This window comes from Adlercreutzia sp. ZJ242, assembly GCF_011038995.1.
Lineage (GTDB): Bacteria > Actinomycetota > Coriobacteriia > Coriobacteriales > Eggerthellaceae > CAAEEV01.
On the sequence record NZ_JAAKEE010000013.1, the window covers coordinates 19,398 to 44,354 of the forward strand.

At 66.7% G+C, this 24,957-nt stretch carries 20 protein-coding genes; 2 read left to right on the top strand and 18 right to left on the bottom strand.

The features are described 5' to 3' along the window. Positions 1-103: 103 nt before the first annotated feature. The 18 genes from G7Y49_RS04740 to G7Y49_RS04825 all read right to left on the bottom strand — a co-directional run bounded on the left by G7Y49_RS04740 (position 104) and on the right by G7Y49_RS04825 (position 21,006). On the bottom strand, positions 104-2,401 hold the full coding sequence (locus tag G7Y49_RS04740; RefSeq protein WP_206214555.1) for a DNA internalization-related competence protein ComEC/Rec2: 2,298 nt from the start codon (positions 2,399-2,401) through the stop codon (positions 104-106). 155 nt (positions 2,402-2,556) lie between these two features. Beyond that, complete coding sequence (locus tag G7Y49_RS04745; protein WP_165171582.1) at positions 2,557-3,234, bottom strand: ComEA family DNA-binding protein; 678 nt, start codon at positions 3,232-3,234, stop codon at positions 2,557-2,559. 319 nt (positions 3,235-3,553) lie between these two features. Further along, entirely contained in the window at positions 3,554-4,789 is a 1,236-nt protein-coding gene (thiI, locus tag G7Y49_RS04750; protein WP_165171584.1) for a tRNA uracil 4-sulfurtransferase ThiI, read from the bottom strand. A gap of 203 nt (positions 4,790-4,992) precedes the next feature. Continuing rightward, complete coding sequence (locus G7Y49_RS04755; RefSeq protein WP_165055942.1) at positions 4,993-5,253, bottom strand: DNA-directed RNA polymerase subunit omega; 261 nt, start codon at positions 5,251-5,253, stop codon at positions 4,993-4,995. 6 nt (positions 5,254-5,259) lie between these two features. Continuing rightward, entirely contained in the window at positions 5,260-5,832 is a 573-nt protein-coding gene (gene gmk / locus G7Y49_RS04760) for a guanylate kinase (RefSeq protein ID WP_165171586.1), read from the bottom strand. A 3-nt stretch (positions 5,833-5,835) separates the two neighbouring features. Then, on the bottom strand, positions 5,836-6,144 hold the full coding sequence (mihF, locus tag G7Y49_RS04765; RefSeq protein ID WP_165171588.1) for an integration host factor, actinobacterial type: 309 nt from the start codon (positions 6,142-6,144) through the stop codon (positions 5,836-5,838). A 304-nt stretch (positions 6,145-6,448) separates the two neighbouring features. Beyond that, positions 6,449-7,198 (bottom strand): orotidine-5'-phosphate decarboxylase, encoded by a 750-nt coding sequence (pyrF, locus tag G7Y49_RS04770; RefSeq protein WP_165171590.1) that lies wholly within the window; start codon positions 7,196-7,198, stop codon positions 6,449-6,451. After that, positions 7,192-8,148, bottom strand: a complete 957-nt coding sequence (locus G7Y49_RS04775; protein ID WP_165171592.1) for a dihydroorotate dehydrogenase — start codon at positions 8,146-8,148, stop codon at positions 7,192-7,194. The genes pyrF and G7Y49_RS04775 overlap by 7 nt, the downstream gene beginning before the upstream one ends. Further along, positions 8,148-8,963: a dihydroorotate dehydrogenase electron transfer subunit gene (locus G7Y49_RS04780; RefSeq protein WP_165171594.1), complete on the bottom strand. Its 816-nt coding sequence runs from the start codon at positions 8,961-8,963 to the stop codon at positions 8,148-8,150. Before G7Y49_RS04780 ends, G7Y49_RS04775 begins: the two co-directional genes overlap by 1 nt. A gap of 4 nt (positions 8,964-8,967) precedes the next feature. Beyond that, positions 8,968-12,195 carry a carbamoyl-phosphate synthase large subunit gene (gene carB / locus G7Y49_RS04785; RefSeq protein ID WP_165171605.1) on the bottom strand — a complete coding sequence of 1,076 codons (3,228 nt, stop codon included), beginning with the start codon at positions 12,193-12,195 and terminating at the stop codon, positions 8,968-8,970. Continuing rightward, positions 12,195-13,571, bottom strand: coding sequence for a glutamine-hydrolyzing carbamoyl-phosphate synthase small subunit (gene carA, locus G7Y49_RS04790; protein ID WP_165171613.1), 1,377 nt, complete (start codon positions 13,569-13,571; stop codon positions 12,195-12,197). Before carA ends, carB begins: the two co-directional genes overlap by 1 nt. Before the next feature lie 104 nt (positions 13,572-13,675). Then, entirely contained in the window at positions 13,676-14,968 is a 1,293-nt protein-coding gene (locus G7Y49_RS04795) for a dihydroorotase (RefSeq protein ID WP_165171615.1), read from the bottom strand. Beyond that, positions 14,952-15,896, bottom strand: a complete 945-nt coding sequence (locus G7Y49_RS04800) for an aspartate carbamoyltransferase catalytic subunit (protein WP_165171617.1) — start codon at positions 15,894-15,896, stop codon at positions 14,952-14,954. The genes G7Y49_RS04795 and G7Y49_RS04800 overlap by 17 nt, the downstream gene beginning before the upstream one ends. A 3-nt stretch (positions 15,897-15,899) precedes the next feature. Continuing rightward, positions 15,900-16,487: a bifunctional pyr operon transcriptional regulator/uracil phosphoribosyltransferase PyrR gene (gene pyrR, locus G7Y49_RS04805; RefSeq protein ID WP_165171619.1), complete on the bottom strand. Its 588-nt coding sequence runs from the start codon at positions 16,485-16,487 to the stop codon at positions 15,900-15,902. A gap of 520 nt (positions 16,488-17,007) precedes the next feature. Then, complete coding sequence (locus tag G7Y49_RS04810) at positions 17,008-17,832, bottom strand: hypothetical protein (protein ID WP_165171621.1); 825 nt, start codon at positions 17,830-17,832, stop codon at positions 17,008-17,010. A 675-nt stretch (positions 17,833-18,507) separates the two neighbouring features. After that, positions 18,508-18,939: a VOC family protein gene (locus G7Y49_RS04815; protein ID WP_165171623.1), complete on the bottom strand. Its 432-nt coding sequence runs from the start codon at positions 18,937-18,939 to the stop codon at positions 18,508-18,510. Positions 18,940-19,013: 74 nt separating this feature from the next. Continuing rightward, the gene (locus tag G7Y49_RS04820; protein WP_165171625.1) at positions 19,014-19,817 is read right to left on the bottom strand and encodes an SDR family NAD(P)-dependent oxidoreductase; all 804 of its coding nucleotides are present in this window, start codon (positions 19,815-19,817) and stop codon (positions 19,014-19,016) included. Positions 19,818-20,046: 229 nt separating this feature from the next. After that, entirely contained in the window at positions 20,047-21,006 is a 960-nt protein-coding gene (locus G7Y49_RS04825) for a LysR family transcriptional regulator (protein ID WP_206214556.1), read from the bottom strand. 354 nt (positions 21,007-21,360) lie between these two features. On the opposite strand from G7Y49_RS04825, the gene G7Y49_RS04830 reads away from it, so the two are divergent. Together G7Y49_RS04830 and G7Y49_RS04835 are read left to right on the top strand one after the other, a co-directional pair. After that, positions 21,361-23,940 carry a molybdopterin-dependent oxidoreductase gene (locus G7Y49_RS04830; RefSeq protein WP_165171629.1) on the top strand — a complete coding sequence of 860 codons (2,580 nt, stop codon included), beginning with the start codon at positions 21,361-21,363 and terminating at the stop codon, positions 23,938-23,940. A 2-nt stretch (positions 23,941-23,942) separates the two neighbouring features. Beyond that, positions 23,943-24,692, top strand: coding sequence for a 4Fe-4S dicluster domain-containing protein (locus tag G7Y49_RS04835; RefSeq protein ID WP_165171631.1), 750 nt, complete (start codon positions 23,943-23,945; stop codon positions 24,690-24,692). The last annotated feature ends 265 nt before the right edge of the window (positions 24,693-24,957 follow it).

Below are 24,957 nucleotides of genomic sequence, written 5' to 3' on the forward strand. Positions count from 1 at the left end.
CGGCGCCGTCCCGCAGGACAACGGCGAGGAACCTGAGAGGTGGCGGACGGGGCGGCAGAGGCCCGGCTCTTGCCGCGGGAAGCGAGCCGAACCTCACCGCTTCTCATCCAGGGCGCTCGGTGGTGACGCGGAGGGAGCCCTTGGCGAAGGAGAGCCGGGCGTCACCCGTCTGGTCGGTCCTGATGATGCGCGCGCCTGCGGCCCCAAGGCGCGTGAGGGCCTCCTCGCTCGGATGGCCGTAGCGGTTGTGGGCGCCGCAGCTGATGAGCGCCACGCGCGGAGCGAGCGCGGCGGCGAGCTTCTCGGTGAGCGCGACGCGGGCGCCGTGGTGGCCCACCTTGAGGACGTCGACGCCGCGCAGGCCCTGCTCGTCCACGATGCGCTCCACTTGCTCGGACTCGGCGTCGCCGCAGAAGAGCGCCGTCCAGTCAGCCGCGCCGTCCCCGTCGGCGTCGAGCGAGGCGAGCACGCAGAGGCTGTCGGCGTTGCCGCCCTCGTCGGCAAACGCATGCGGCCAGACGGCCTTGAGCGTGAACCTCCCCACCTCCAGGGCGTCCCCCGGCTCCATGCCGCACACGCCCTGCGCGCCTGCGAGGCGCTCCGCCTGCAGGCGCAGGCGCTCGCAGGAAACGCAGGGACACGTGAGCACGCCCGCGGCGACGCACACGCGCCTCGTGTGCGCGACGCCCTCGAGCACTCCCATGCTGCCGCAGTGGTCGTCGTCGGCGTGCGACACGATGAGCGCGTCGACGCCGTAGACCCCGTTGCGCCCGAGCGCCCTGCGCAGGAGCGCGTCCTGGTTCCCCGTGTCCACGAGCACGGACGCGCCGCCGCTGCGCACGACGAAGGCGTCGCCCTGGCCGACGTCGAGCATGATGATCTCGTCACCCCGGAAGGAGGGCGCCACCACCAAGGCGAGCGCGAGCGCTGCGGCGAGGACGCCGCCGCCTGCGGCAAGCGTGCGCAGGCGCGGCTGGGGCCAGGCGATCCAAAGCGCCGCGCACGCCGCGGCCGAGAGCGCGACGGCAGGTGCCAGGGAGAGGTCCACGGCGACGCAGGCGTAGGGCAGGCGCGCCAAGAGGGCTACGAGCGCCTCGAGTGGCAGGCACGCCGCGCGCGCCGCCCCGACGGCGAGGGGCGCCGCCGCGGGAAACGCGCACGAGACGACGCCCGCGATGAGGCTCGCCACGCAGCCGAGCGTGAAGAGCGGTGCCGCGAGCACGTTGGCCACGAGCCCGACGAGGGGAAGCTGCGCGAAGAGCGCCGCTGAGAAGGGCTGCGTGACCAGGTTCGACGCCGCGGCGAGTGCCAGGGGCTGCGCGAGCGGGCCCTGCAGGGCGCGCGGAAGCGGGGCGAGCCACGAGCGGAAGAGCCCCGCGAACAGCACGATGCCGAGCACGGAGCCCGCCGAGAGGAAGAGCGACGCCGAGACAGACGCGGAGGGATCGAGCGCGACGAAGGCCATGATGCTCAGCGCGAGCGCGTTGAGCGAGGAGGCGCGCCGCCCTGCCGCAGGCGCGACGAGGGCGAGCAGCACCATGGCCGCGGCGCGCAGGGCTGAGAGCGGCACGCCCGCGAGCACGAGGTAGGCGCCCACCACGCCCGCGCTCAGCGCCAGGCGCGCAGGGCGGGGCGCATGCAGGGCGCCGAGCACCCATCCGAGCAGGGCGACGACGAGGGAGAGGTGCGCGCCCGACACCGCCACCAGATGCGCGAGCCCTGCCGCCTGGTAGCGCGCGTAGGCGCCTGAGTCCCTGACGGTGTCGCGGTACCCGCACGCGAGTGCCTGCAGGATGCCCGCCTGCGCGCCGCCGTAGGCCCCGAGCGCCCCGATGGCCTGCATGCGCAGGGCGCGGACGGGCGCGAGCGGGCCTCTGTCCTCGAGCATCCGAGGCGACCTCGCGCGCGCCGTGGCGCACGCGCCCTCGCCCCAGAGGAAGGCTTGGCGCTCCTCGGGAGCCTCCTCGAGGGCGCACGTGGCCTCGAGCCTGCTGCCAGCGAGGAGCATCCCGGCATCCTCGCCGAGCATGAGGCTCACCTTCACGCGCGCGCCCGCATCATCCTGCGCCCACGCGAGCGCCTGCGCGCCGAAGGAGCCCGAGCGCGCGTCCTCGGCCAGCGTGAACGTCCACGTGCGCGCATTCCCGACGAGAGGCTCGGACGCAGCCCGCACGGCGTACGCGCCGCATCCGGCGCAGCAGGCGCCCAGGCAGAGCCCGAGCAGGACGCACCATATCGCCGCCCGGCGCCGACGCGCCAGAAGCACGCCGCAGGCGGCGGAGAGCGCGGCGCCCGCCACGCCGAAGGCGCCCGCCGCCGGCTTCGGAAGCGAGCCGAGCAGCGTGTAGGCGCCCGCGCAGGCGGCCCACAGCGCGAGCGCGACCACGAGCAGCGGAGGCACGCTCGGCCTGGGCGGCACGCAACCCGCTGCTTCCGATCTGGGCGCCTTGTTATCCGCCTGATCCGCCGCCCCCGGCCCGGGCGTCCCAAAACCCGCAGCCCCCAAGCCGGGCGCCTCATGGTCCGCCGCCCCCGGCTCGGGGGCCTCGCGGCCCGCTACCCCACGCATATGCGGTCTTTGAGGCCCTCGAACTTCTTGTCGCCGATGCCGGAGACGCGCTTGAGGTCCTCGATGGTCTTGAAGGGGCCGTTCGCCTCGCGGTCCTTGACGATCTTGAGCGCCGTGGCCTCGCCGACGCCGTCGAGCGTCACCAGCTGCGCCACGTCGGCCGTGTTGATGTTGACGCGCCCTCCCGCCGCGCTTGAGGGCGCGCCGCCCGCGCCCCCCGCATCGGCGCTCGGGCTCGCGACGGCAGCCGCCTGGTCAGCCGAGGGCACGATGATCTGCTCGCCGTCGCTGAGCACGCGTGCGAGGTTCACCGCGTCATGCGCCGCGCCGTCGGCGAACCCGCCCGCCGCCTCGACGGCCTCGGCGACGCGCGCCCCCGCGGGCAGGTAGCACACGCCGGGGTGCGCCACGCACCCGCCCACGTGCACGCAGATCTGCGGCGCCTCCTCTGCGGCAGCCGACGCGGAGGAGGCGGCCTCGGAGGCTGAGGCGTCCGCTGAGCCCTTGACGATCTCGAAGGATGAGCCGCTTGCGCCAAGGGCGCCGAAGGCCGCGCAGAGCACGATGAGCAGCGCGGACGCAAGAACGCCCGCGATGACCGCGGGCTTCGCCCCTCCCAGATGCAGGCGCGCACGCCACGAGTAAGCTGAGTCCTGGAATCCCATGCGCTCCCCTTCCCTCGTCTCCCAAGGACAGGGTAGCGGCGCCGTCGGGCAGAAAGACGGCGGAAACGTGGCGGGGCCCTCACGCGAGGGCCCCGCTCATCGGGCATGATCCAGGCGCGCCTGACGCGTCATGGTCGCACGCACACCGCACGTCGCTCGCGCTTCAACCGCGCGCATCTAACGTACGTGCCGCACCACAGCCGCATGCATCTGGCGCACTTGACGCGCCACGACCGCGCGCAGCTGACGCGCCTGCCGCATCGCGGCCGCATGCGCCGAGCGCGCCGGCCGCGTCGCCACCTCACGCGTCAGCCATACGTCAAGCGCAGCTGACGTGCGCTGACGCCTCCTTCTTGCGGCGCTTGTAGGCCGCGCACGCGTAGTCGTGCGCCTCGGCGGCCTCGGCGAGCTCCTCGACCCACTGCTCGATCGGCAGCTGCGCCTCGGCGGCCTCGACGTCGGCGAGCTTCGCATGCGTCTCGGGCGCGCGCGGCATGAACAGCGTGCAGCAGTCGGGCGCGTCCTGCGAGGATATCTCGAAGGTGCCCAAGCGCTGCGCCTGCTCGATGATCTCGATCTTGTCAGTGCCGATGAGCGGGCGGAACACCGGCAGGTCGACCGCGGCGTCGGTGGCGCGGATGTTGTCGAGCGTCTGCGAGGCCACCTGCCCCAGGCTCTCCCCCGTGACGAGCGCCCCGGCGCGCTCGCGGCGCGCCAGGCGCTCGGCCACCTTGAACATGAGGCGGCGGTACAGGATGATGCGCAGCGACGGCGGCGCGAGCACGGAGATCTCGCGCTGGCAGTCGCCGAAGGGCACCACGTACACGCGCGCGATGCAGCCCGTCTTCTCGAGCACGCGCGCGATGTCGTCGACGAGGAACTCCGAGGCGTCGGAGGTCTGCGGGCGCCCCGAGAAGTGCACGCCGACGCACACCGCGCCGCGTCGCGCCATGCGCCACAGGGCCACCGGCGAGTCGATGCCCGAGGACAGGAGGCTCACCACCACGCCCGAGCTCCCCACGGGCAGCCCGCCGATGCCGCGCACGCTGCGCGCGTACACGTACGCGGCGTTCTGCACCACCTCGACGCCGACCGTGACGTCGGGGTCCTTCATGCGCACCTTCTTATCGGGGAACGCCTCGCACAGAACCGAGCCGATCTCGCGGTTCATGCACATGGAGTCGATGGCGAAGTCGGTGTGGTTGCGCCGCGCGCTCACCTTGAAGCTCTCGAAGCTGCCGGCCTCGGAGAGCGCCTCCCGCGCCGCCGTCCCCATGACGTCGAGGTCGCGCTCGCACTTGAAGCCGCACGACACGCGCGCCACGCCCGGCACGCCGAGGATGGCGTCGGCGCACGCGTTCGCCGTGTCGTGGCTCGTGCCCTCCTTGAGGAACACGAGCAGGCGCCCGGCGATGCGGTGGATGGTCACCACGGGGAACGCGCCGAGCAGCGACTCGAGGTTGCGCAGAAGGCGCATCTCGAAGCTCGCGCGGTTGTGCCCCTTGAGGCCGATCTCGTGGTAGTGGACCAGGACGATGCGTTGGAATTCCGGCATGTTGCACCTCGCAAAGGAAGAGAAGGAGGGAAAAGCGTCAGCCAAGCCAGCGCGAGGGCCCCTGACCGCTCAGATGTCGCGGAAGCGCTTCGATCGCATAAGCTGTGCGCGAAGCGCTCAAGGCGAGCAGCTGGGCGGTCAGGGGCCCTCGCAGCGTCGAGCGGCTTCGCTGCCTCGTCAGCAGCGAAGCCGGCTAGCGGTTGCTAGTGGTTCTTGGCGTCGATGGACTCGGGGTCGTAGGAGACCTCTTCGCGGGCGATCTCGGTGAAGGCCATCGAGAGCGGCTTCTTGTCCGCCGCGCGCGCGATCTCCACGGCGGTCTGCAGCTGGATGGCGCGATCGCGCTGCCCGCGCATCATGTCGTTGATGTCATGCGCGCGCTTGGAGGCCAAGGCGCACAGCAGGAAGCGGTCGTTCTCGGTTTCGTTCAGCAGAACGTCGATCTCAGGTTCGATAATGCTCATAGACTGTTATCCTCGCGGGTTGTCGGCTTGCTCGTTCACATATGCGACCAGCTCGCCCAAGGCAAGCTCAAGGTCGTCGTTTACCAGCCGTATATCATACTCCATTTTGCGGGAAAGCTCCACCACGGCCGCGTCAAGGCGTGATTTGACCGCCTCTTCGGCCTCGGTGCCGCGCCCGCGCAGGCGCTGCTCGAGCACCTCGAGCGAGGGCGGCTCGATGAACACGAGGTGCGCGGAGGGCATCTTCTCGCGCACCTGGAAGGCCCCCTGCACGTCGATCTCAAGGATGACCTGGTCGCCCGCGGCCATGTGCTCCTCGACCGAGGCGCGCGGCGTGCCGTAGCAGTTGCCTGCGTAGCGCGCCCACTCCAGAAGCCCGCCCTCGCGCGCGAGCCGCATGAACTCGTCCTCGGACTTGAAGAAGTAGTGCACGCCCTCTGCTTCCCCGTCGCGCGGGGCGCGCGTGGTGGCCGAGACGGACACCCACGCGTCAGGCACGACGTCGAGCAGGCGGGCCACCAGCGTGCCCTTGCCGGCACCTGACGGCCCTGAGATGACGAAGAGGTTGCCGCGCCGCATGAACTAGCCCAGGCGCTCCAGCAGGGCAGTGCGCTGACGGTCGCCCAAGCCGCGCAGGCGGCGGCTCTCGGCGATCTGGAGCTCCCTCATGACCTTCTCAGCCTTGGCCTTGCCGTAGCCCGGAAGCGTCTCGATGAGCGTGGACACCTTCATGCGGCCCACGATGGGGTCCTCCTTCATGTCGAGCACCTGCTCGATCGTGAGCTTGCCCGACTTCAGGTCCTCGCGGACCTCGGCGCGCTTGATGCGGGCGGCCTTCGCCTTCTCAAGGGCTTCCGCACGTGCTTCAGGGCTGAGTTGGGGGATAGCCATGAATCTGTCTCCTTCTTCTTTCACCAAACTCGGATTGCAGGTTACGTGGTCCCGGCGGGCGCACGTCAGTACGTGAAATGCCTGCTTGAGGCCGCTTAGTGCGCCACGTGCGCGCCCCTGGGCAACTCAAGCGCCCATATTATGGATGAATCAGGTGTTGAACTGGGAAAATTAACATTTCCATCACAAATCCTCTACAGGTGGAGCCCTCCTGCGCGAAAAGGAGCCCCGCGCGGGAGGGCAGGCCCTCGTCCCGCGCGGGGCTCAGCAGGCGAGAAGGCGCGATCAGCGTCGAGGGAGGCGCCTAGCCCTCGAGCTCGGCGGCGATGGCGTCGAAGGCCGCGGCGGGGTCGGGCGCCTGCGTGATGGGGCGGCCGACGACGATGTGCGACGCGCCCGCGGCGAACGCCTCGGCCGGCGTGGCCACGCGGCTCTGGTCCCCCAGCGCGGCGCCGGCGGGGCGCACGCCGGGCGTGACGATGAACGCGTCCGGGCCCAGAAGCTCGCGCAGGGCCGCCGCCTCCTGCGGCGAGGCCACCACGCCGGAGATGCCGGCGTTGCGCGCGAGGTCGGCCAGGGCGAGCACCTGGTCGCGCAGGGGGCGCGTCACGCCCGTGGAGGCAAGGGCCTCGTCGTCCATCGAGGTCAGCACCGTGATGCCGAGCGTCGCCGGCACGGAGGCGCCGATCTCGGCCGCGCCCGCCACCGCGCCGCGCTGAGCCGCCTGCATCATGGCCAGGCCGCCCACCGTGTGCATGGTGATCATGTCGGCGCCGCTCGCCGCAGCCGAGCGCGCCGCGCCCTCGATCTGGTGCGGGATGTCGTGGAACTTGAGGTCCAGGAACACTTTGAAGCCGCGGCGCTTGAACATCTGGATGATGGCCGGGCCCTCGGCGTAGTACAGCGTCATGCCCACCTTGACCCAGGACGCCTTCCCCACCAGGGCGTCGGCCATGACGATGGCCTCCCAGGCGGCGTTGCAGTCGAGCGCGACGATGACGCGGTCGCGCTGGGGCAGCTCGCGGAAGTTGGGGTTGAGGTCGTTCGTTAGCATTGAAGCGCTCCTATCAGCTCGTTGACGTCCGAAACGCCCTGCTCTTCGCAGTAGTCGATGATGCCGTCGATCACGTCGACGGTCGCGCGCGGGTTCATGAAGTTCGCCGTGCCCACCGCCACCGCCGTGGCGCCGGCCAGCATGAACTCCACGGCGTCGGTCCCGGTGGTGACGCCGCCCATGCCGAGGATCGGCACCTTCACGGCGTTGTGGCACTGCCACACCATGCGCAGGGCCACGGGCTTCACGGCCGGGCCCGAGAAGCCGCCCACCACGCGCGCGAGCTGCGGGCGGCGCCGGCGCGCGTCGATCGCCATGCCGAGCAGCGTGTTGATGAGCGAGATGGCGTCCGCGCCCGCCGCCTCGGCCGCGCGGGCGATCTCGGTGACGTCCGTGACGTTCGGCGTGAGCTTCACGATGAGCGGGCGGGCCGTCGCCGCGCGGCAGAGCGACACCACCTTCTCGACGCTCGGCACGTGGCAGCCCATGGTCATGCCGCCCGCGTCCACGTTCGGGCACGAGATGTTCACCTCGTACGCGTCCACCGGCGCGTCCTCGAGCGCCTCGATCACGGACACGTACTCGTCGAAGCTGTGCCCCGACACGTTCACGATGGTGGTGGCGCCCACCTCGGCGAGCCACGGCAGCTCATGCTCCTTGAGGTGCGCCACGCCGGGGTTCTGCAGCCCGATGGAGTTGAGCATGCCCGAGGGCACCTCGGCGATGCGCGGGGAGGCGTTGCCCTCCCAGCCGTGCAGCGACACGCCCTTCGTGGTGACGGCGCCGAGCGACGCCACGTCCACGAAGTCGTGGTACTCGCGCCCCGCGGCGAACGTGCCGGAGGCCGTGGTCACGGGGTTTCTCATGTCGAGCCCGCCCAGGTTGACGGCCAGGCTCATGCTCGTGGCGCGCGGGGTGCGCGCCGCCTTCTGCTCGTTTCGCTCGTCCATTACCACATCAGCTCCTCTGCGGGAAACACCGGGCCGTCGACGCAGGAGCGCTTCTTCCCCGCGCGCGTGTCCACCACGCACGACAGGCACGCGCCGATGCCGCAGGCCATGCGCTTCTCCATGGACACCTCGCAGGGCACGCCGGATTGGGCCGCCATGCCCGCCACGATCCTCATGAGCGGCTCGGGGCCGCATACGGCCGCGTAGTCGTAGGGCTCGCCCGCCGCGTCCGCCTCGGCGAGGGCCTCCTCGACGAGCGACGTGCAGAAGCCCGCGCGCCCGAAGCTGCCGTCGTCGGTGGCGCAGCGCGCGCCCGCGCACCCGCAGGACGCGCCGGTTGCGAGCAGCTCCTCGTAGCGCCCGCGGCACGCGAGCGCCGACTCCGTCTGCGCGCCCAGGACCACGTCGGTGCGCACGCCGGCGCCCACGAGCTGCTCGGCCAGCATGAACAGGGGCGCCGCCCCCACGCCGCCGCCGACCAGGAGGGCGCGCCGGGCCGAGGCGGGCGGCTGCCAGCCGCGCCCGACCGGGCCCATGAGCTCGCAGGCGAGGTCTGCCCTAAGCGTGGTCATGTGATCGGTGCCGGCGCCCACCACCTGGTAGAGCACCTCCACCGTGCCCGCCTGCGCGTCGCGCGCGTAGATCGAGAACGGGCGGCGCAGGATGCGCTCGGGCATGAGCGGCACCCTCATGTGCACGAACTGCCCCGGCTCGACCGTCGCGGCGATCGCGGGCGCCTCGAGCTCCATGAGCCACAGCCGCGGCCCCACGCACGCGTTCGCCAGGATGCGCGCCTTCTCATTCACCAAGGTCATGTCGTTATCCTCTCCACTGGGGAAGGTCCTGCAGCGCGATCACGTCGAGGCCGGAGTGGCGCATGAACTCCATGCCGGCGACCATGGCCTGCGCCCCGGCGAGCGTGGTCACGTAGGTGACGCCGTGGCGCACGGCGGCCGCGCGCATCTCGTAGCCGTCGCCGCGCGTGGCGGTGCCGAACGGCGTGTTGATGAGCAGCGACACCTCGCCGGCGGCGATGCGGTCGATGATCGACGTGCCGCCCTCGTGGATCTTGCCCACCTCCTCGCACTCGATGCCCACGGCGCGCAGCGCCCGCGCCGTGCCGGTGGTGGCCACGATCTCGAAGCCCAAGCGCGCGATGTCGCGGGCGATGGGCACCATGTTGCGCTTGTCGCGGTCGTTCACCGAGATGAACGCGACGCCGTCCTGGGGCAGCTCGTAGCTGATGGCGAGCTGGGTCTTGGTGTAGGCGGCCGGGAAGTTGCGGGCGATGCCCATGACCTCGCCGGTCGACTTCATCTCGGGGCCCAAGACCACGTCGGCGCCGGGGAAGCGGCCGAACGGCATGACGGCCTCCTTCACGCTGAAGTGGTCGAGCCGGCGGTCGTCGGCCGGCAGGCCCAGGTCGGCGAGCTTCTCCCCCGCCATGATGCGCGCAGCCGCCTTCGCGAGCGGCACGCCCGTGGCCTTCGACACGAACGGCACCGTGCGGCTCGCGCGCGGGTTCGCCTCGATCACGTAGATCACCGTGTCCTTGATGGCGAACTGGATGTTGATGAGGCCCACCACGCCGAGGCGCAGCGCGAGCTGGCGCGCGATGGAGCGCAGGCGCGCCTGCACGGCCTCGGACAGGGCGAACGGCGGCGTGCAGCAGGCCGAGTCGCCCGAGTGGATGCCGGCCATCTCGATGTGCTCGAGGATGCCGCCCACGAAGACCTCCTCGCCGTCGCAGAGCGCGTCGAGGTCGAGCTCGACGGCGCCCTCGAGGAAACGGTCGAGGTACACCGGGTGGTCAGGCGAGATCTTCGCGGCCTCGCCCATGTACTTCTCCAGCTGCGCGCCGTCGTACACGATGGCCATGCCGCGGCCGCCGAGCACGTAGGAGGGGCGCACGAGCAGCGGGAACCCGATCTGGTCGGCCACGGCGCACGCCTCCTCGAACGTGGAGGCCATGCCCGCCGCCGGGTACGTGATGCCCAGCTCGTCGAGGATGGCGGAGAAGCGGTCGCGGTCCTCGGCGAGGTCGATGGCCTCGGGCGAGGTGCCCATCACGTGCACGCCCGCCGCCTCGAGGGCGCGCGCGAGCTTCAAGGGCGTCTGGCCGCCGAGCGTGACCACCACGCCGTCGGGCTGCTCCACGTCGATGATGTCCATGACGTCCTCGAAGGTGAGCGGCTCGAAGTAGAGCTTGTCGGAGGTGTCGTAGTCGGTCGAGACGGTCTCGGGGTTGCAGTTCACCATGATCGTCTCGAAGCCCGCCTCGGCGAGCGCGTAGGACGCGTGCACGCAGCAGTAGTCGAACTCGATGCCCTGGCCGATGCGGTTCGGGCCCGCGCCCAGGATCATCGCGCGCTTGCGCGTCTTCGGCGCCACCTCGGACTCGTCGGCGTCGTAGGTCTTGTAGTGGTAGGCCGTGGAGCTGGCGAACTCGGCCGCGCAGGTGTCGACCGTCTTGAACGCCGGGCGCACGCCGAGCATCTTGCGGCAGGTGCGCACCGTGAGCTCGTCGGAGCCGGTGAGGTGGGCGATCTGGGCGTCCGAGACGCCGTAGCGCTTCGCCACGCGGAACGCGTCAGCGTCGAGCTCGTCGAGCCTCATGCCGCGCAGGGCCTCCTGCACGGCGACCATGTCGGCGATGCGCGCGATGAAGAAGGGGTCGATGCGCGTGACCTCGCAGACGCGCTCGGCGCTCCAGCCGCGGCGCAGCGCCTCGGCGACGAAGAAGATGCGCTCGGCCGTGGGGCGGTGCACCAGGTCCTCGAAGTCGTCGAAGGAGCCGCCCTCGATGCCCTTGCCGTCGTCGCCGAGGCCGGCGCGGCTGTTCTCGAGCGAGCGCATGGCCTTGCCGAGCGCCTCCTCGAAGGTGCGGCCGATGGCCATGATCTCGCCGACCGCCTTCATGCGGGTGGACAGCGTGTCGTCGGTGCCGGCGAACTTCTCGAACGCGAAGCGCGGCACCTTCACGACGCAGTAGTCGATGGAGGGCTCGAAGCACGCGGGCGTGGCCTTCGTGATGTCGTTGGTGATCTCGTCGAGCGTGTAGCCCACGGCGAGCTTCGCCGCCGCCTTCGCGATGGGGAACCCGGTGGCCTTCGACGCGAGCGCCGAGGAGCGCGACACGCGCGGGTTCATCTCGATGATGACCATGCGGCCGTTTCGCGGGTTGACGGCGAACTGCACGTTCGAGCCGCCCGTCTCCACGCCGATCTTCTCCAGGATGGCGAGCGACGCCACGCGCATGCGCTGGTACTCCACGTCGGAGAGCGTCTGGGCCGGCGCCACCGTGATGGAGTCGCCCGTGTGCACGCCCATGGGGTCGAAGTTCTCGATGGAGCAGATGATGATGCCGTTGCCGGCCCGATCGCGCATGACCTCCATCTCGAACTCTTTCCAGCCCTCGATGGACTCCTCCACGAGCACCTCGCCCGCCGGCGAGAGCTCGAGGCCCTGGCTCACGATGAGGCGCAGCTCGTCGAGGTCGTGCGCGATGCCGCCGCCCGCGCCGCCGAGCGTGAACGAGGGGCGCAGCACCACGGGGAATCCGAGGTCGGCCACGATGGCCTCGGCGTCGGCCACCGAGTAGGCGTAGCCGCTGCGCGCGGTCTCGATGCCGAGCTCCTCCATGCACTCGTTGAAGAGCTTGCGGTCCTCGCCGCGCTCGATGGCCGCCAGGTCGCAGCCGATCATCTCGACGCCGTACTTGTCGAGCACGCCGGACTTCGCGAGCTCCACGGCCGTGTTCAGGCCGGTCTGCCCGCCGAGGGTGGGAAGCAGCGCGTCGACCTCCTCGCGCGCGATCACCTTCTCCACGAACTCGGGCGTGATGGGCTCCACGTAGGTGCGGTTGGCCAGCTCGGGGTCGGTCATGATGGTGGCCGGGTTGGAGTTCACGAGCACCACGCGGTAGCCGTCGGCCTTGAGCACCTTGCACGCCTGCGCGCCCGAGTAGTCGAACTCGCATGCCTGGCCGATGACGATGGGGCCCGATCCGATGACGAGGATGGACTTGATGTCTTCACGTTTCGGCATTACTCGCTCACCTTGCCTTCGCCTGCGTTGCCTGAGCCCTCTTCGCGCGCATCGCCCGCGAACGTCCAGCCCTCGAGGCGGTCGGCCGCGATGTCGATGTCGAGGTAGTCCTCGCGCCCGTCCATCAGGCGCGTGAACGCCGTGAACAGGTAGTGCGCGTCAGTCGGCCCGGGCGAGGCCTCGGGGTGGTACTGCACCGAGAACGCGGGGACGTCCAGAAACGCGATGCCCTCGGCGGTGCCGTCGTTGAGGTTCACGTGCGTGAGCTGGATGCGCCCGAACTTCTCGTTGCGCACCACCGGCGCGCACTGGGCGCGCGCCCAGAAGCGCAGGTCGTCCTCATGCCCCTTGAAGCCCTCGGAGAGCTCCGGCACGAGCGGCCCCAGGCTCGGCCACACCAGGCCGAAGCCGTGGTTCTGCGCCGTGATCTCCACGCGCCCCGTGCGCAGGTTCATGACCGGCTGGTTGCCGCCGCGATGCCCGAACTTGAGCTTCTCGATCGACGCGCCCGCGGCCTTCGAGATCATCTGGTGCCCCAGGCAGATGCCGAACACCGGGACCTTGCCCAGAAGCTGCTCGACCTGCGCGTACGTGCCCTCGACGGCCTCGGGGTCGCCGGGGCCGTTCGAGAGGAACACCCCGTCGGGCTCCATCGCCAGCACCTCGGGCGCCGGCGTGTCCCACGGCACCACGGTGAGGTCGCAGCCCACGCGCACGAGGTTCTCGAAGATGGAGCGCTTCGCGCCGCAGTCGTACGCCACCACGCGGTAGCGCTTGGGGGCGGGGGGCTCGACGGCGAAGGCGTGGCTGGTCGGCACCGAGTCGAAGGCGTGAACCGCCTCGCACGACACCGTGGCCGCCAGGTTCACGCCCACGATGGACGCGCTCTCGCGCACCTTGGAGAGCAGGCTCTCCGCGCTGGCGTCCTCGGTGGAGAGCACCGCGCGCTGCGCGCCGTGGTCGCGCACGTGGCGCACGAGCGCACGCGTGTCTACGCCCTCGACGGCCACCACGTCGTTCTTGGCGAGGAACTCGGGCAGGCTCATCTCGCTGCGCCAGTTGGACGGCGTGGCGCACATGTCGCGCACCACGAGCCCGCGCAGGGCGGGCGCGTCAGACTGGCAGTCGTCCAGGTTCACGCCGTAGTTGCCGATCTGCGGGTAGGTCATGGTGACGATCTGGCCCGCGTAGGACGGGTCGGTGATCACCTCGAGGTAGCCCTCGAGCGACGTGTTGAAGCAGATCTCCCCGAACACCTCCCCTCGCGCCGCGCAGGCGGTTCCCTTGAAAACCGCGCCGTCTTCCAATACGAGGAGAGCCGGCGTGCCGGCGGGCTTGGACGTGCCCGCGAGCAGTCGCTCGCTTGTCTCGCTCATGCGCTACCCTTTCCCTCTCACAGCGGGGCCGGGCTCGTGCCCGGCCCCGCCGAACTACTCATGTGCCGCCTGCCCCCATGCCGTCGGGCGCAGGCGCGCGTTGGCTACTCGACGATGGCGCCGTCCTCGAGCGTGGCGTAGCCGCCCACGTACACGTCCGTCGCGCGGCCCGTGAGCTCGGCCCCGACGAAGCCGGAGTTCTTGGCCTTCGAGGCGAAGTCGGCGACGTCGACCGTCCAGGTGACGTCGGGGTCGATCACCGTGAGGTCGGCGACGCTGCCCGGCTCGATCCGCACGGGCTCCACGCGCAGGATCTCGCGCGGGGCGACGCTCATGAGCTCCACGAGGCGCTCCCAGGTGATCCGGCCCGGCTTCACGAGGTTCGTGACCATGAGGCCGAGCGCCGTCTCCAGGCCGATCATGCCGAAGGGCGCGAGCTCGAACTCGCGGTCCTTCTCGAAGTCGGTGTGCGGCGCGTGGTCCGTGACGATGGCGTCGACGGTGCCGTCGATGACGCCCTCGACGAGCGCGGCGGCGTCAGCGGCCGTGCGCAGCGGCGGGTTCACCTTCAAGCTGGTATTGTAGTCGTCGCCGATGGCGTCCTCGGTGAGGAACAGGTGGTGCGGCGTGGCCTCGCAGGTCACGGGCAGCCCCTCGGCCTTCGCGGCGCGCACCAGGTCGAGCCCGCGCGCGGTGGAGATGTGCTGGACGTGCAGCGGGCAGCCCGTCAGGCGGCACAGCGCGATGTCGCGGGCGATCTGGAGCTCCTCGCCCTCGGCCGGCCAGCCCAAGAGCCCGAGGCGCGTGGACGCCACGCCCTCGTTCACCTGCCCCTCGCCGACGAGGTCCTCGTCCTGGCAGTGGCTCATGACCACGCGGCCGAACTGGCTCGCGTAGTCCATGACGCGGCGCATCATGCCCGCGCCCTGCACGCCGCGGCCGTCGTCGGTGAAGGCCACCGCGCCGTGGGCGACCATGTCGCCCATCTCGGAGAGCGTCTCGCCCTTGAGGCCCTGGCTGCAGGCGCCGGACACGTGCACGCGGCACTTGCCCACCGCGGCCGCGCGCGCCTTCACGTACTCCACGGCCACCGCGTTGTCCACCACCGGCTTGGTGTTGGGCATGGAGCACACGGCCGTGTAGCCGCCCTTGGCCGCCGCGCGCGTCTCGGAGGCGATGTCGCCCTTCTGCTCGAAGCCCGGCTCGCGCAGATGGACGTGCATGTCCACGAGGCCCGGGACGACCGTCTTGCCCGCCAGGTCGCGCTCGACGCCCTTCGGCATGTCGAGGTCGTGCCCGATCTCCACGATGCGGCCGTCGCGGATGAGCACGTCGGCGACTTCGTTGAGGCCGACCTGCGGGTCGACCAAGTGCGCGTTTCTAAGCAGCAATGCCATCTTCGCTCCCTCCAAGCAGCAGGTACAGGGCGGCCATGCGGGTCAGGATGCCGGCATAGACCTGGTCGAGAATGACCGAGCGCTCCGGGTGGTCGGCCATGTAGGAGTCGAGCTCGACGCCGCGGTTGATGGGGCCGGGGTGGCACACGATGGCGTCGGGCTTCATGAGGGGCTCGCGTGCCTCGGTGAGGCCGTAGAGCATGTTGTACTCGCGCAGGCTCGGGTACGGCGCCCCCTCGAGGCGCTCGCGCTGGATGCGCAGCATGTACACCACGTCGAGCTCGGGCAGGGCCTCGTCGAGGTTGCTCGTCCAGTGGTCGGCGCCGAGCACGTCGGGGCGCGCCGGCAGGAGCGTGGGCGGGGCGATGACCGTGACCTCGCAGCCCATGATCTTGAGCGCGGGGATGAGGCTGCCGCACACGCGGGAGTGCCCGATGTCGCCGACGACGCCGACGTGCAGCTTGCCGAGGTCGCCCTTGGTCTGCCAGATGGAGTACAGGTCGAGCAGGGCCTGCGTGGGGTGCTGGTGCTTGCCGTCGCCGGCGTCGATCACGTGCACGCCCGACACGTCGGCGATCTTGCGCGGCACGCCCGCGTGCTTGTCGCGGACGACGATCATGTCGACCTTGTAGGAGCACAGCGTCTCGACCGTGTCCACGAGGCTCTCGCCCTTGACCGTGGAGGTGGACGAGCCGCCGAAGTTGAGGCTGTTGGCGCTCAGGCGCTTCTCGGCCATCTCGAAGGAGGAGCGCGTGCGCGTGGAGGGCTCGTTGAACATGTTCACGACGGTGAAGCCCTTGAGCGTGGGCACCTGCTTGATGCGCCGCTCGTTGACCTCGCGGAAGCGCACCGCCGTCTCGAGGATGGTCATGATGTCGTCGGCGGAGTACTCCGTGATGTCGATCAGGTGCTTGTGGTTGAAGCCCATGCCCTACTCACCTCCCAGGGGTGCCGAGCCCGCGCGGGAGCCCGGTTCGATTGCAAGAATCTCCACGGCTGACACGCCGTCGACCTCCTCGAGGAAGAGCCGCACGCTCTCGTCGGCGGACGAGGGCACGTTCTTCCCCACGTAGTCGGCGCGGATGGGCAGCTCGCGGTGGCCGCGGTCGACGAGGACGGCGAGCTGCACGGCAGCCGGGCGGCCGATGTCCATGAGCGCGTCGAGCGCGGCGCGGATGGTGCGGCCCGTGTAGAGCACGTCGTCCACGAGGACGACCGTGATGCCGTCGATGTCGAACGCGATGTCGGTGGAGTGGACCTCGGGCGCGAAATGCGTCATGAAGTCATCGCGGTAGAAGCTGATGTCGAGCTTGCCGAGGGGCACCTTCACCCCTTCGATCTCCTCGATCTTGCAGGCGAGCTTCTTGGCAAGCAGGTCGCCGCGGGTCACGATGCCCACGAGCGCGATGCCTTGAGCTCCTTTGTTGGCCTCGAGGATCTGATGCGCAATGCGCGTGATGGATCGCTCGATCTCGCTTGCATCCATGCAAACGGATTTGACCAGGCTGTTCTCGTTCATACACACTCCCTTCTGGTTCGAGTGCGCACAGACGAAACCGAATCCCCCGCCGTCAGGCCGCTTGCGCTCGCGCTGCGCTCACGTGCCCGGGCCTGCGCCCGCCGCCCGCGCGCCTCACGCTCCTCGCTGCGCTCGCGTCCTGTCCGCCGCGTTCATCCCGCCGTCGCAGGGCAAAAAAACGAGCCCCTGCGACTGACAAAGGCTCTCCCCGCTTCGCATCTTCGCCGCGCGCGGCCGCGCGCAGGTGATGCACTTGGTTTGTACCTTGTCGGTCTCTCTGTACCGCATTTAAAGGACTGATCCAGTATGCCACGTTTCCCCCGCGTGCGTAACCCCTCGGCGCCAAGTTTTTCACGAGCGGGCGGGGCGCCATGACGACGCCACGCCCGCCCGCGTCGGACCGCACCGTACGTAGCGCCTCACGCTGGCTCGCGCGGCGCCAAAGCCCTGGCGAGACGCGTCCGTTTTGCTGGACGCGGCGTCGCGAAGGCGGAGCGCTCTTTCTGGCAGATGGCCGCCCCTACACGCCTAAGGCGGCGAGGCGGGCGCGGGCGGGCGTCACGAGGGCGAGCTTGTTGCCGTGACCCACCACGAACTCGAGGCAGGCGCGCTCGCGGGCCGCGTCGCCCAGCCGGTAGCATGCCTGCGCCTCGTCCCACGCGCGCTCGACGCGCAGGCGCAGGGGGTGGTCGGCGTTCGCGCGCACCTGCTCGCACAAGTCGAGCAGCCCCTGCGGGTCCTCGGCGACGCGCGCATCCACGAGCTCGCGCTGCGAGGCCAGATACGCGCGGCGCTGCGCGGACGCGTCATCGGCGAGCCCCTCGAGCAGCCCCTCCCCCTGCGCGATGAGCCCGAGCACGTCAGAGGGCTCGTCGAGCTTCAGCGCGAGGGGCACCATGTTCACCACGACGGCCGCCCGGGCCTCGGGCTTCTTGAGGTTCGCCACGCCGCCGAGTTGCGTCGCCTTCACGGCCTGCGCGCGCTCGACCTGGCCCGCGTCGAGCAGGGCCTGGGCGTAGTACGACATGAACCACGAGGGCAGCTCACCGCACTGCGGCTCGACGAGCTCGGCGACGGGCGCGCCCTGGTCGATGAGCGCGTTCGGGTCGCACTGCTCGTTGTAGAGCGCGAAGAGGCGCTCGGTCTCGGCCTGCGCCTTCATGCCCATGACGCGCTGCATGACGGCCATGGTGCCGAAGAACAGCACGAGCAGCGTGATGAGCCCCGGCAGGGACGCCGCCATGATCTGCCCGGTGATCAGCGGCCAGATGGTCGAGGCGACGAGGGGGACGGCGGCCGCGGCGACGCAGCAGATGATGACGTAGCGCTTGAAGTAAGGCAGCATGCGGGCTCCTTGCAAAGTGGCGTGTTTACCCCAGTATAGCAAAAGACCCGGCACGGCGATCCGTCCCGGGTCCTCTCCTAAGCCACAGCCGAGCTCCTCAACTCGAACGCTTCTCTTCGGAAAATGCGCTTCCTCTTTTGTGGCCGCTGTCCAAGTATCACGAGTCACGCCCGATCATCATTTTCGAAAGCAGCGCGAACTGCTTTGCCGCCACAGCACTTTCTCCGTCGGGATAGGCCACGACTCGCTATACGGCTAGAGTTTCTCGAAATGAGCAAAAATGAAGTCTGCAGTGCGCTTCCGCGTCCATAAAGTAAGTTAACCATACGAAACGGGGTGTCAGACAGATTTCTCTCTGCGAGCCTTGCCTCGTAGGCAGCTATTGCATTATCGAGGCGCTTCGAATGGTTGCGGAGCACAAGGGTTTTCGGGTAGATGTGTGAGAGAGTTGGTTTGCCTGTTTCGGCTGCGACCGAAAAGCAGACCAGCATGGCAAATGGCACCTAAGACGCAAAGCTACGGAGTGGAAACCCTCTCTGTTCCCACTCCGCCAAATCGAAGACAAGGTATGGGGAGCATCCGACGATCTGCTATGCGACTGCGCAAGCCTTGTCAAAGCGCATCAAGGACCGCGCTACGCGTCTTGGGGCGGAAGAGTCCTAGCAGATCCGGCTCCTAGTAGGTGGATGCGTCGATGAGCTCCACGAGGAATCCATCGTAATCGTAGACATAGGCGAATTTGTACCCTGCAACGTCGGTGAAGGGAATGCTCACCTCGATACCGGCGTCGACAAGCTTGTCGTACACTTCCTTCAGATTGTCCACGGTGAGCGCAATATGCGGACACCAATAGTCGGTGTGGCGGCACTTGTCCTCGAAGCGACGCTGTTCGGCATCGATGAATTCGAATGTCTCGAGAACCTGGTTGCCGTTTGCGTCGGCTATGAGGGTCACGCGCATCTGGCTTCCCTCGACGTTCGTCTTGATGTCGGCAGGCTGCATGCCGAAGTCAATATCGAGTTTCATGCCCAGGAGCCCGCAGTAGAACTCAAGGCAACGATCAGTGTTCTTGACAGTGAGCGCCGCATGGGCAAAATTGGTATTCATGATGATCTCCTTGCAATATGTTGCAGTTCGAAGTTTCGAGACGGATCTTGTAGCTGGTTTGGGCAGGCGGAAAGTTAGTGGCTGATCATGCCGCCGTCGACAACAATTTCAGTTCCGGTTACGAAGCGAGACTCATCCGATGCAAGATAGAGATATGCATAGGCGAGGTCGATCGGCTCCACCATCATGGTTGCCATGTGAGGCGCCAGGGGCATCGCCGCGACGAGCGCCTTCATGTAGGCCTCGAGCATTTCGGGAGTCCAAGCATCGGAGATGCCGCCAAGGGCGCCTCCTTCGAGCGCAGCGTTTGTGGGGCCCGGAATAACGGCGTTGACGCGGATATTGCTCGCTCCATAGGCGTTCGCGATGCTCTTGGTAATGGCTGTTACGCCGCCCTTTGCCGCAGCGTAGGCGCAGCTTCCGCCGTCAGCCATGCCGCCGCGTATGGCGGCTGTCGAGGCGACGTTTACGATGGAGCCGCCACCCGCCTCGATCATGGCGGGAATGGTGAACTTCATGCCGTAGAATACACCGAACAGGTCGGTTTCCACGATCTCCTCCCAGGTTTCCATCGTCATGTCAACGATGCTGGTGGGGTTGGAGGCGATACCTGCGTTGTTGACGAGGACGTTGACCTTTCCGAATTTTGACACGGCCTGCTCGACGACTTCCGGCCAGCCCGCTGCGTCTCGGACATCGAACACCACAGAAGCGAGGTCGGGCGAGTCAATGACCTCAAGGTTTTCCCTGACCGTATCTGCGTTGATGTCAAGGGCGAGCACTTTGCAGCCTTCCTTGAGGAAAAGCTTGGTTGCCGCGAGGCCCATGCCGTGGGCTGCTCCGGTGATGATGGCGACTTTGCCGTCCAATCGACCCATGATAGTCTCCTTTCGCGCCGCGTCGTCTGACTCGGCGATGAACTCCGGCTGGATGTTTCGAGGAAAAAGGAGGCTGCTTTGGTATGCATTATAGAAGACGGCTTTCCTGTCACCGCTCCACGAAATGCTTGTGCACGCCCAAGGAACTCATTGGCCGACCACATGGGAGCAGATGACGGCCTGATTCGCATCGTTTCGTCGTCTGCTCCCAAGACTCGTCTCGTCAGGATCAGCAGATCTCTTCCGGGTGCGTATAGTACGGAGTTTCGCGCTGCTGCTCTATGTAGTCGAGGAAGATGCGGAAGGCACGATTTTCGTTTTCCTCCAGATAGGCAATGTGCAGTAGGCTTTCGCTGAAGCGCCCCTCAACGGATACGAGGACGCGATTTGGAAACGTTTCAAAGGATCGGTATCCCTCGAAGCCGTTGTCGAGGAGCATGATCTCGTCTTTCTTGAGAGCCCGCAGGTAACCCCAGCCGAAATCGGGCACCGTGCGAGACTCGAGCTTGATTCCGAGCTTTGCGCAAAGATCCCGCGCGTTTGTTGAGACGATTCTCTGCTCTATCGAGAAGGCCATTTTGACAGCATCGATCTCATCCCATGTGACGCTGCCCTTCTTCGCCAATGGATGAGATTTGTCACACCAGAGCCTGAAGCGCCCGTTCACGAAGTTCGGTGCGGCAACGAACTTAACGCCTTTCGCGACGTCCTCGGCCGGTGGGAAATAGTTTACTGCCACGCAATCGGCCTCTCCGCTCGAGAGCGTACGGTAAGCCGAACTCTCGTCCCATATGACATCACGTATATAGATACCCGGCTTCTCCTTGATGAAGCCGGAAAGGAGGATGTCAAAATTGTCCTCATTGCTGCTTCTTGTGCCGTGGTTGCGGGCGATGGTCAAAGTGCCGCCGTTTGCGTCCGCATCTCGGCACTTCTCGATGATGGCATCATGCAGCATGAGCAGCTGCGGGGCGTCTACGGCAAGCGCCCTTCCCGCGCTGGTAAGGGTGAACGTCGAACCGCGTTTCAGCAAAGGAACGCCCAGCTCGTTTTCGAGTGAGGCTATGTGATTGCTTAGGGCCGGCTGCGATATAAAGAGCTCTTTCGCCGCAGCGGTGAAGTTCAAATGCTGTTGGAACACGAGGAATTCCCTCAGGTATCGGATGTTCACACTATCCCTCTCTCTCAATGCTCCGATTATACAGGGAAAGTAGCGAATCAGAAGTTTGCCCGAGCGCAAAGTGTCAGAGCAAAAGAGATAGCTTGTTTATCCATAGCAAAGATAATTGATGCCACAGAAAAGGAAAGCATCGACAACGATCACAAATGGCACGAAAACAAAAGAAAGAATCCACAAGCGGCGTCATAGCGTGGGTATGAGGAAATCATGGGGTCGCCACTTCTTTTCGTAGGGGGGACACACCCCCAAATCAACCGTAAGATCCAATGCGAGGCTGCTTTATCCAGAGGGCTGTCGGCGTAGAGGAGCGTCGAGACCCTGGCGGGATCCCCCGCCGCGAGTACTTCTGAGAAGGAGGTTAGAATGGCACAAACAGAGAACAGATGGGCACCAGCTGCAGGTCAACTCGAGCGCGTGCAGGCCGAAATAGTAGCCAAACATGACGGCGACGAGATCATGTACGCAAGCTGCTCACAGAACGGCTGCTTCGATGGCTGCCCTCTTCGCGTTCACATGCGCGATGGTAGGTGCATAAGCATCGAGACCGACAACACGATCCACCCCAACAAGGGTCGCGAGGATGCCTATATGACTGAGGAAGAGGTCTACCAAGGCATGTACCAAAAGCGCGCTTGTACGCGCGGCCGCGGCGTGCGCGGTGACATCCAGACCGAGAGCCGCATCCTCTACCCGATGCGCCGAGTCGGACCGAAGGGCACGCTTGAGTTCGAGCGCATTAGCTGGGATGAGGCGACTACTATCATCGCCGAGAAGATTCTCGAGGCACGTGAGAAATATGGGCCTCTCTCGGTTTACGGCGACGGCATGCTCCAGAGCTCGTTTGACCCGTTCTCCAAGTACTTGCCCGGCGGAGGCATCGCCTGCTGGGGAGAGGACTCCTACGAGCCGCACAACTTCGCCGACTCCATGACTTTTGGCCAGGGCAACGACCTCGCGTCGTTCTACAACGGCTCTGCAAATGGAAACGTTGAGAACCAGTCCTACCTCGATGCGAAAATGATCCTCTTCTTCGGCTTCGATCCGGCGATCAACTACACCGAGCAGATCTATTACATCCTGTTGGCAAAGGAAAAGGGCATCCCTGTCATCGTCATCGATCCGCGCTTTACCTGGACCGCCCAGGCCCTCGCCACCCAGTACATCCCCATCCGACCCGACACCGACAAGGCCATGATTCTCGCCATGTGCCACACTCTGTTCGAGGAGGATATCTACGATCACGAGTTCGTGGAGGAGTGGGTTGAGCCCACGGGACTGGAGAAGTTCCGCCAGTACGTCATGGGCGAGACCTACGACGAGCAGCCCAAGACCCCCGAGTGGGCCGAGGTTATTTGCGGCGTGCCCGCAGAGACCATTCGCGAACTCACCCGCATGATGGCCGACAACCAACCATGCTTCTGCCGTATGGTGTGGGCCGTTGGTCGCAAGATCTACGGCAAGGATGCTCCGCGCCTCATCAATTACCTGAACTCCTTGACCGGCAACATCGGCAAGAAGGGCACTGCCGGCATGAGCTGTGCGCATGGATCTGGCGCCGGCGATCCTATGCCGTCCCCGTATGTCTACCTCGGAAGCGCGATGCCCGCGCCTTACCAGGACACCGTCTGCATGGAGGCCGAGCGCTTCAGCGCCGCAATCAACAACCGGCGCAAGATGGAGGCTGGCGAGATGACCATGGAGGAGTACAAGGCGTCCATCGGCTGCCCATCCGATGCCGAGGCTCCCAACATCAAGGTCATCCACCTGCTGAACATGGTGCGCACCTTCCCGACGGGCTGGTACGACTCCAATGATCGCATCAAGGCCCTCATGGATCCCGACGTGTTCTTCATAGTAGGACACTGGAATTGGCAAAATCCGAATCTGCGCTATGCGGACATCGTGCTGCCCTACGCCTCCCACTTCCTTGAGGGCATCAAGTGGACCACTTCCACTGCCGACACCGGTTCGCACGGCTGGTCTCCGGCTTATGGCTGCATGAACTACTTCGCGTATTACAACGCGACGTGCACCCCTCCGGGCGAAGCAAAGCACCCCATTCTCGCAATGCGCCTCATCGCGAAGAAGCTCGGCATCGGCGATATGTGGGCGCCGTTCCTGGGCGATGCAGAGACTACTGAAGAATTCAACGCCGCGATCGACCAAATCGCCGAGGGCACGTACAATCACTGGCGCACCAACACCCCGGGCGTCATCGAGCGCCTCAATCCGCCAGAGTCGTGGACGGAGTTCAAGAAAGAGCCGATCTGCCGTTGGCCCATGAACGACTATTGGGTGTGGCGCGAGCGCGAGATCAAGGAGAAGATCCCGTTCAACACCCCGTCCGGTAAGATTGAGTTCTATTGCGACTTTCTAGCTGATGCCGACCTCAAGAAGTCGGTTCACCACATCGGCCAGAAGACGTTTGGCGGGTCTGGCCGCATCGACCCCATGGCGAAGTATCGCGTATCGCCAACGAGCATGTTCTCAGCGCGCGTCAACAAGTATCCGCTCAACTTGCTCACTCCGCACTCCTTCTACCGTCACCACACCGGCCTCGACGGAGTCAAGTGGTTCCGCGATGAGTTCCGCAACTCCGTGTGGCTGAGCGCCTCTGATGCCAAGCGTCGTGGCATCAAGGATAACGACTTGGTGCGCGTCTTCAACGATGCAGGCGAAATTGTGGTTCCTGCGTACGTCACGTCCCGCATGACCCCTGGCGTTACCTGTGTTATCTTCGGCCGCTGGCAGGAGCACACCAAGCACAAGACCGAGCTCTCCCCGCAGGGAGTCGACACACGAGGAAACTGCAACTTCCTGATCAAGGACGAGTTCTACGATGACATCCTGGGCGCGTTGCTGTGCTCCGACCTCGTTGAGATTGAGAAGGTGGAGTACACCGAGATTGACGCCCCTAAAGAGTTGATGATGGAGGTGAAGTAACCATGACCCAATACGGTTTCTTCTTCGACCAGAGCCGCTGCACCAACTGCCATGCGTGCTCTGTCGCCTGCCGCGACTGGAACGACATCGAGGCGGGCACGCCCGTCAAGTGGCTGCGCATGATGCAGTGGGAGAAGGGCGCCTTCCCGCAGCCTCGCGTGCACGTTCTGTTCGCGACGTGCTACCACTGCGAGAACCCGGTATGCGCCGACGCGTGCGACCACAAAGCCATCTTCAAAGAAGACAAGTTCGGTGCTGTTCTGGTTGATTCGGACCTGTGCGAGGGTGACCGCAAGTGCTGGCAGGCATGCCCGTACGGCGCGCCCCAGTACGAGGACAACGCCCCTGGGACGCCCATGTCAAAATGCAACATGTGCTACGACAAGCTGCTTGCGGGTGAGCTGCCCATCTGCGTAGCGTCCTGCCCGCAGCGTGCGCTCGATTTCGGCCCGCTCGACGAGATGATTGAGAAATATGGCGACGTTCGCGCTCTCGAGGACATGCCCCTTGGCAATGTCGTAAAGCCCGCGGCCGTGTTCAAGCCCATGACGCCGCACGTGAAGCATGTCCCCTACGACGAAAAGCGTGCGCTTGAGCTGCACGGCCCGAGAACTCCCGAGCTGCCCAACGTATACGATGACCCCTCCGAAGTCACCGATGACATCGACAGCATCCTCGCCTATCACACGTTGGTGATGAAGGCGCCGACGGTTGAAGAGAATCTTGCCCGCTCGAAGAACGAGGACGGGTGAGTCGGTCGGGTGAACCCCGAATTGCAAGGAAGGGGCCGCTCTTCGCAGGCGGCCCCTTCCTTAGTTCAACTGATCGAGGAAGTAAGGAGATCTCTATGTGTTTTCGACCACCTGAAGTTGGCGAAGCAAAATGCGCTTCATGCGGTTCTACCCTTCCCTTTGGTATGAGCGAGTGCCCTATCTGCGGCTTCTCGGAAGGCGACGGCGCAGCAACCGCAGCAACCGCACCGTCCGCTCCGCGCGCGCCTGCTGCTCCCGCTGCGCC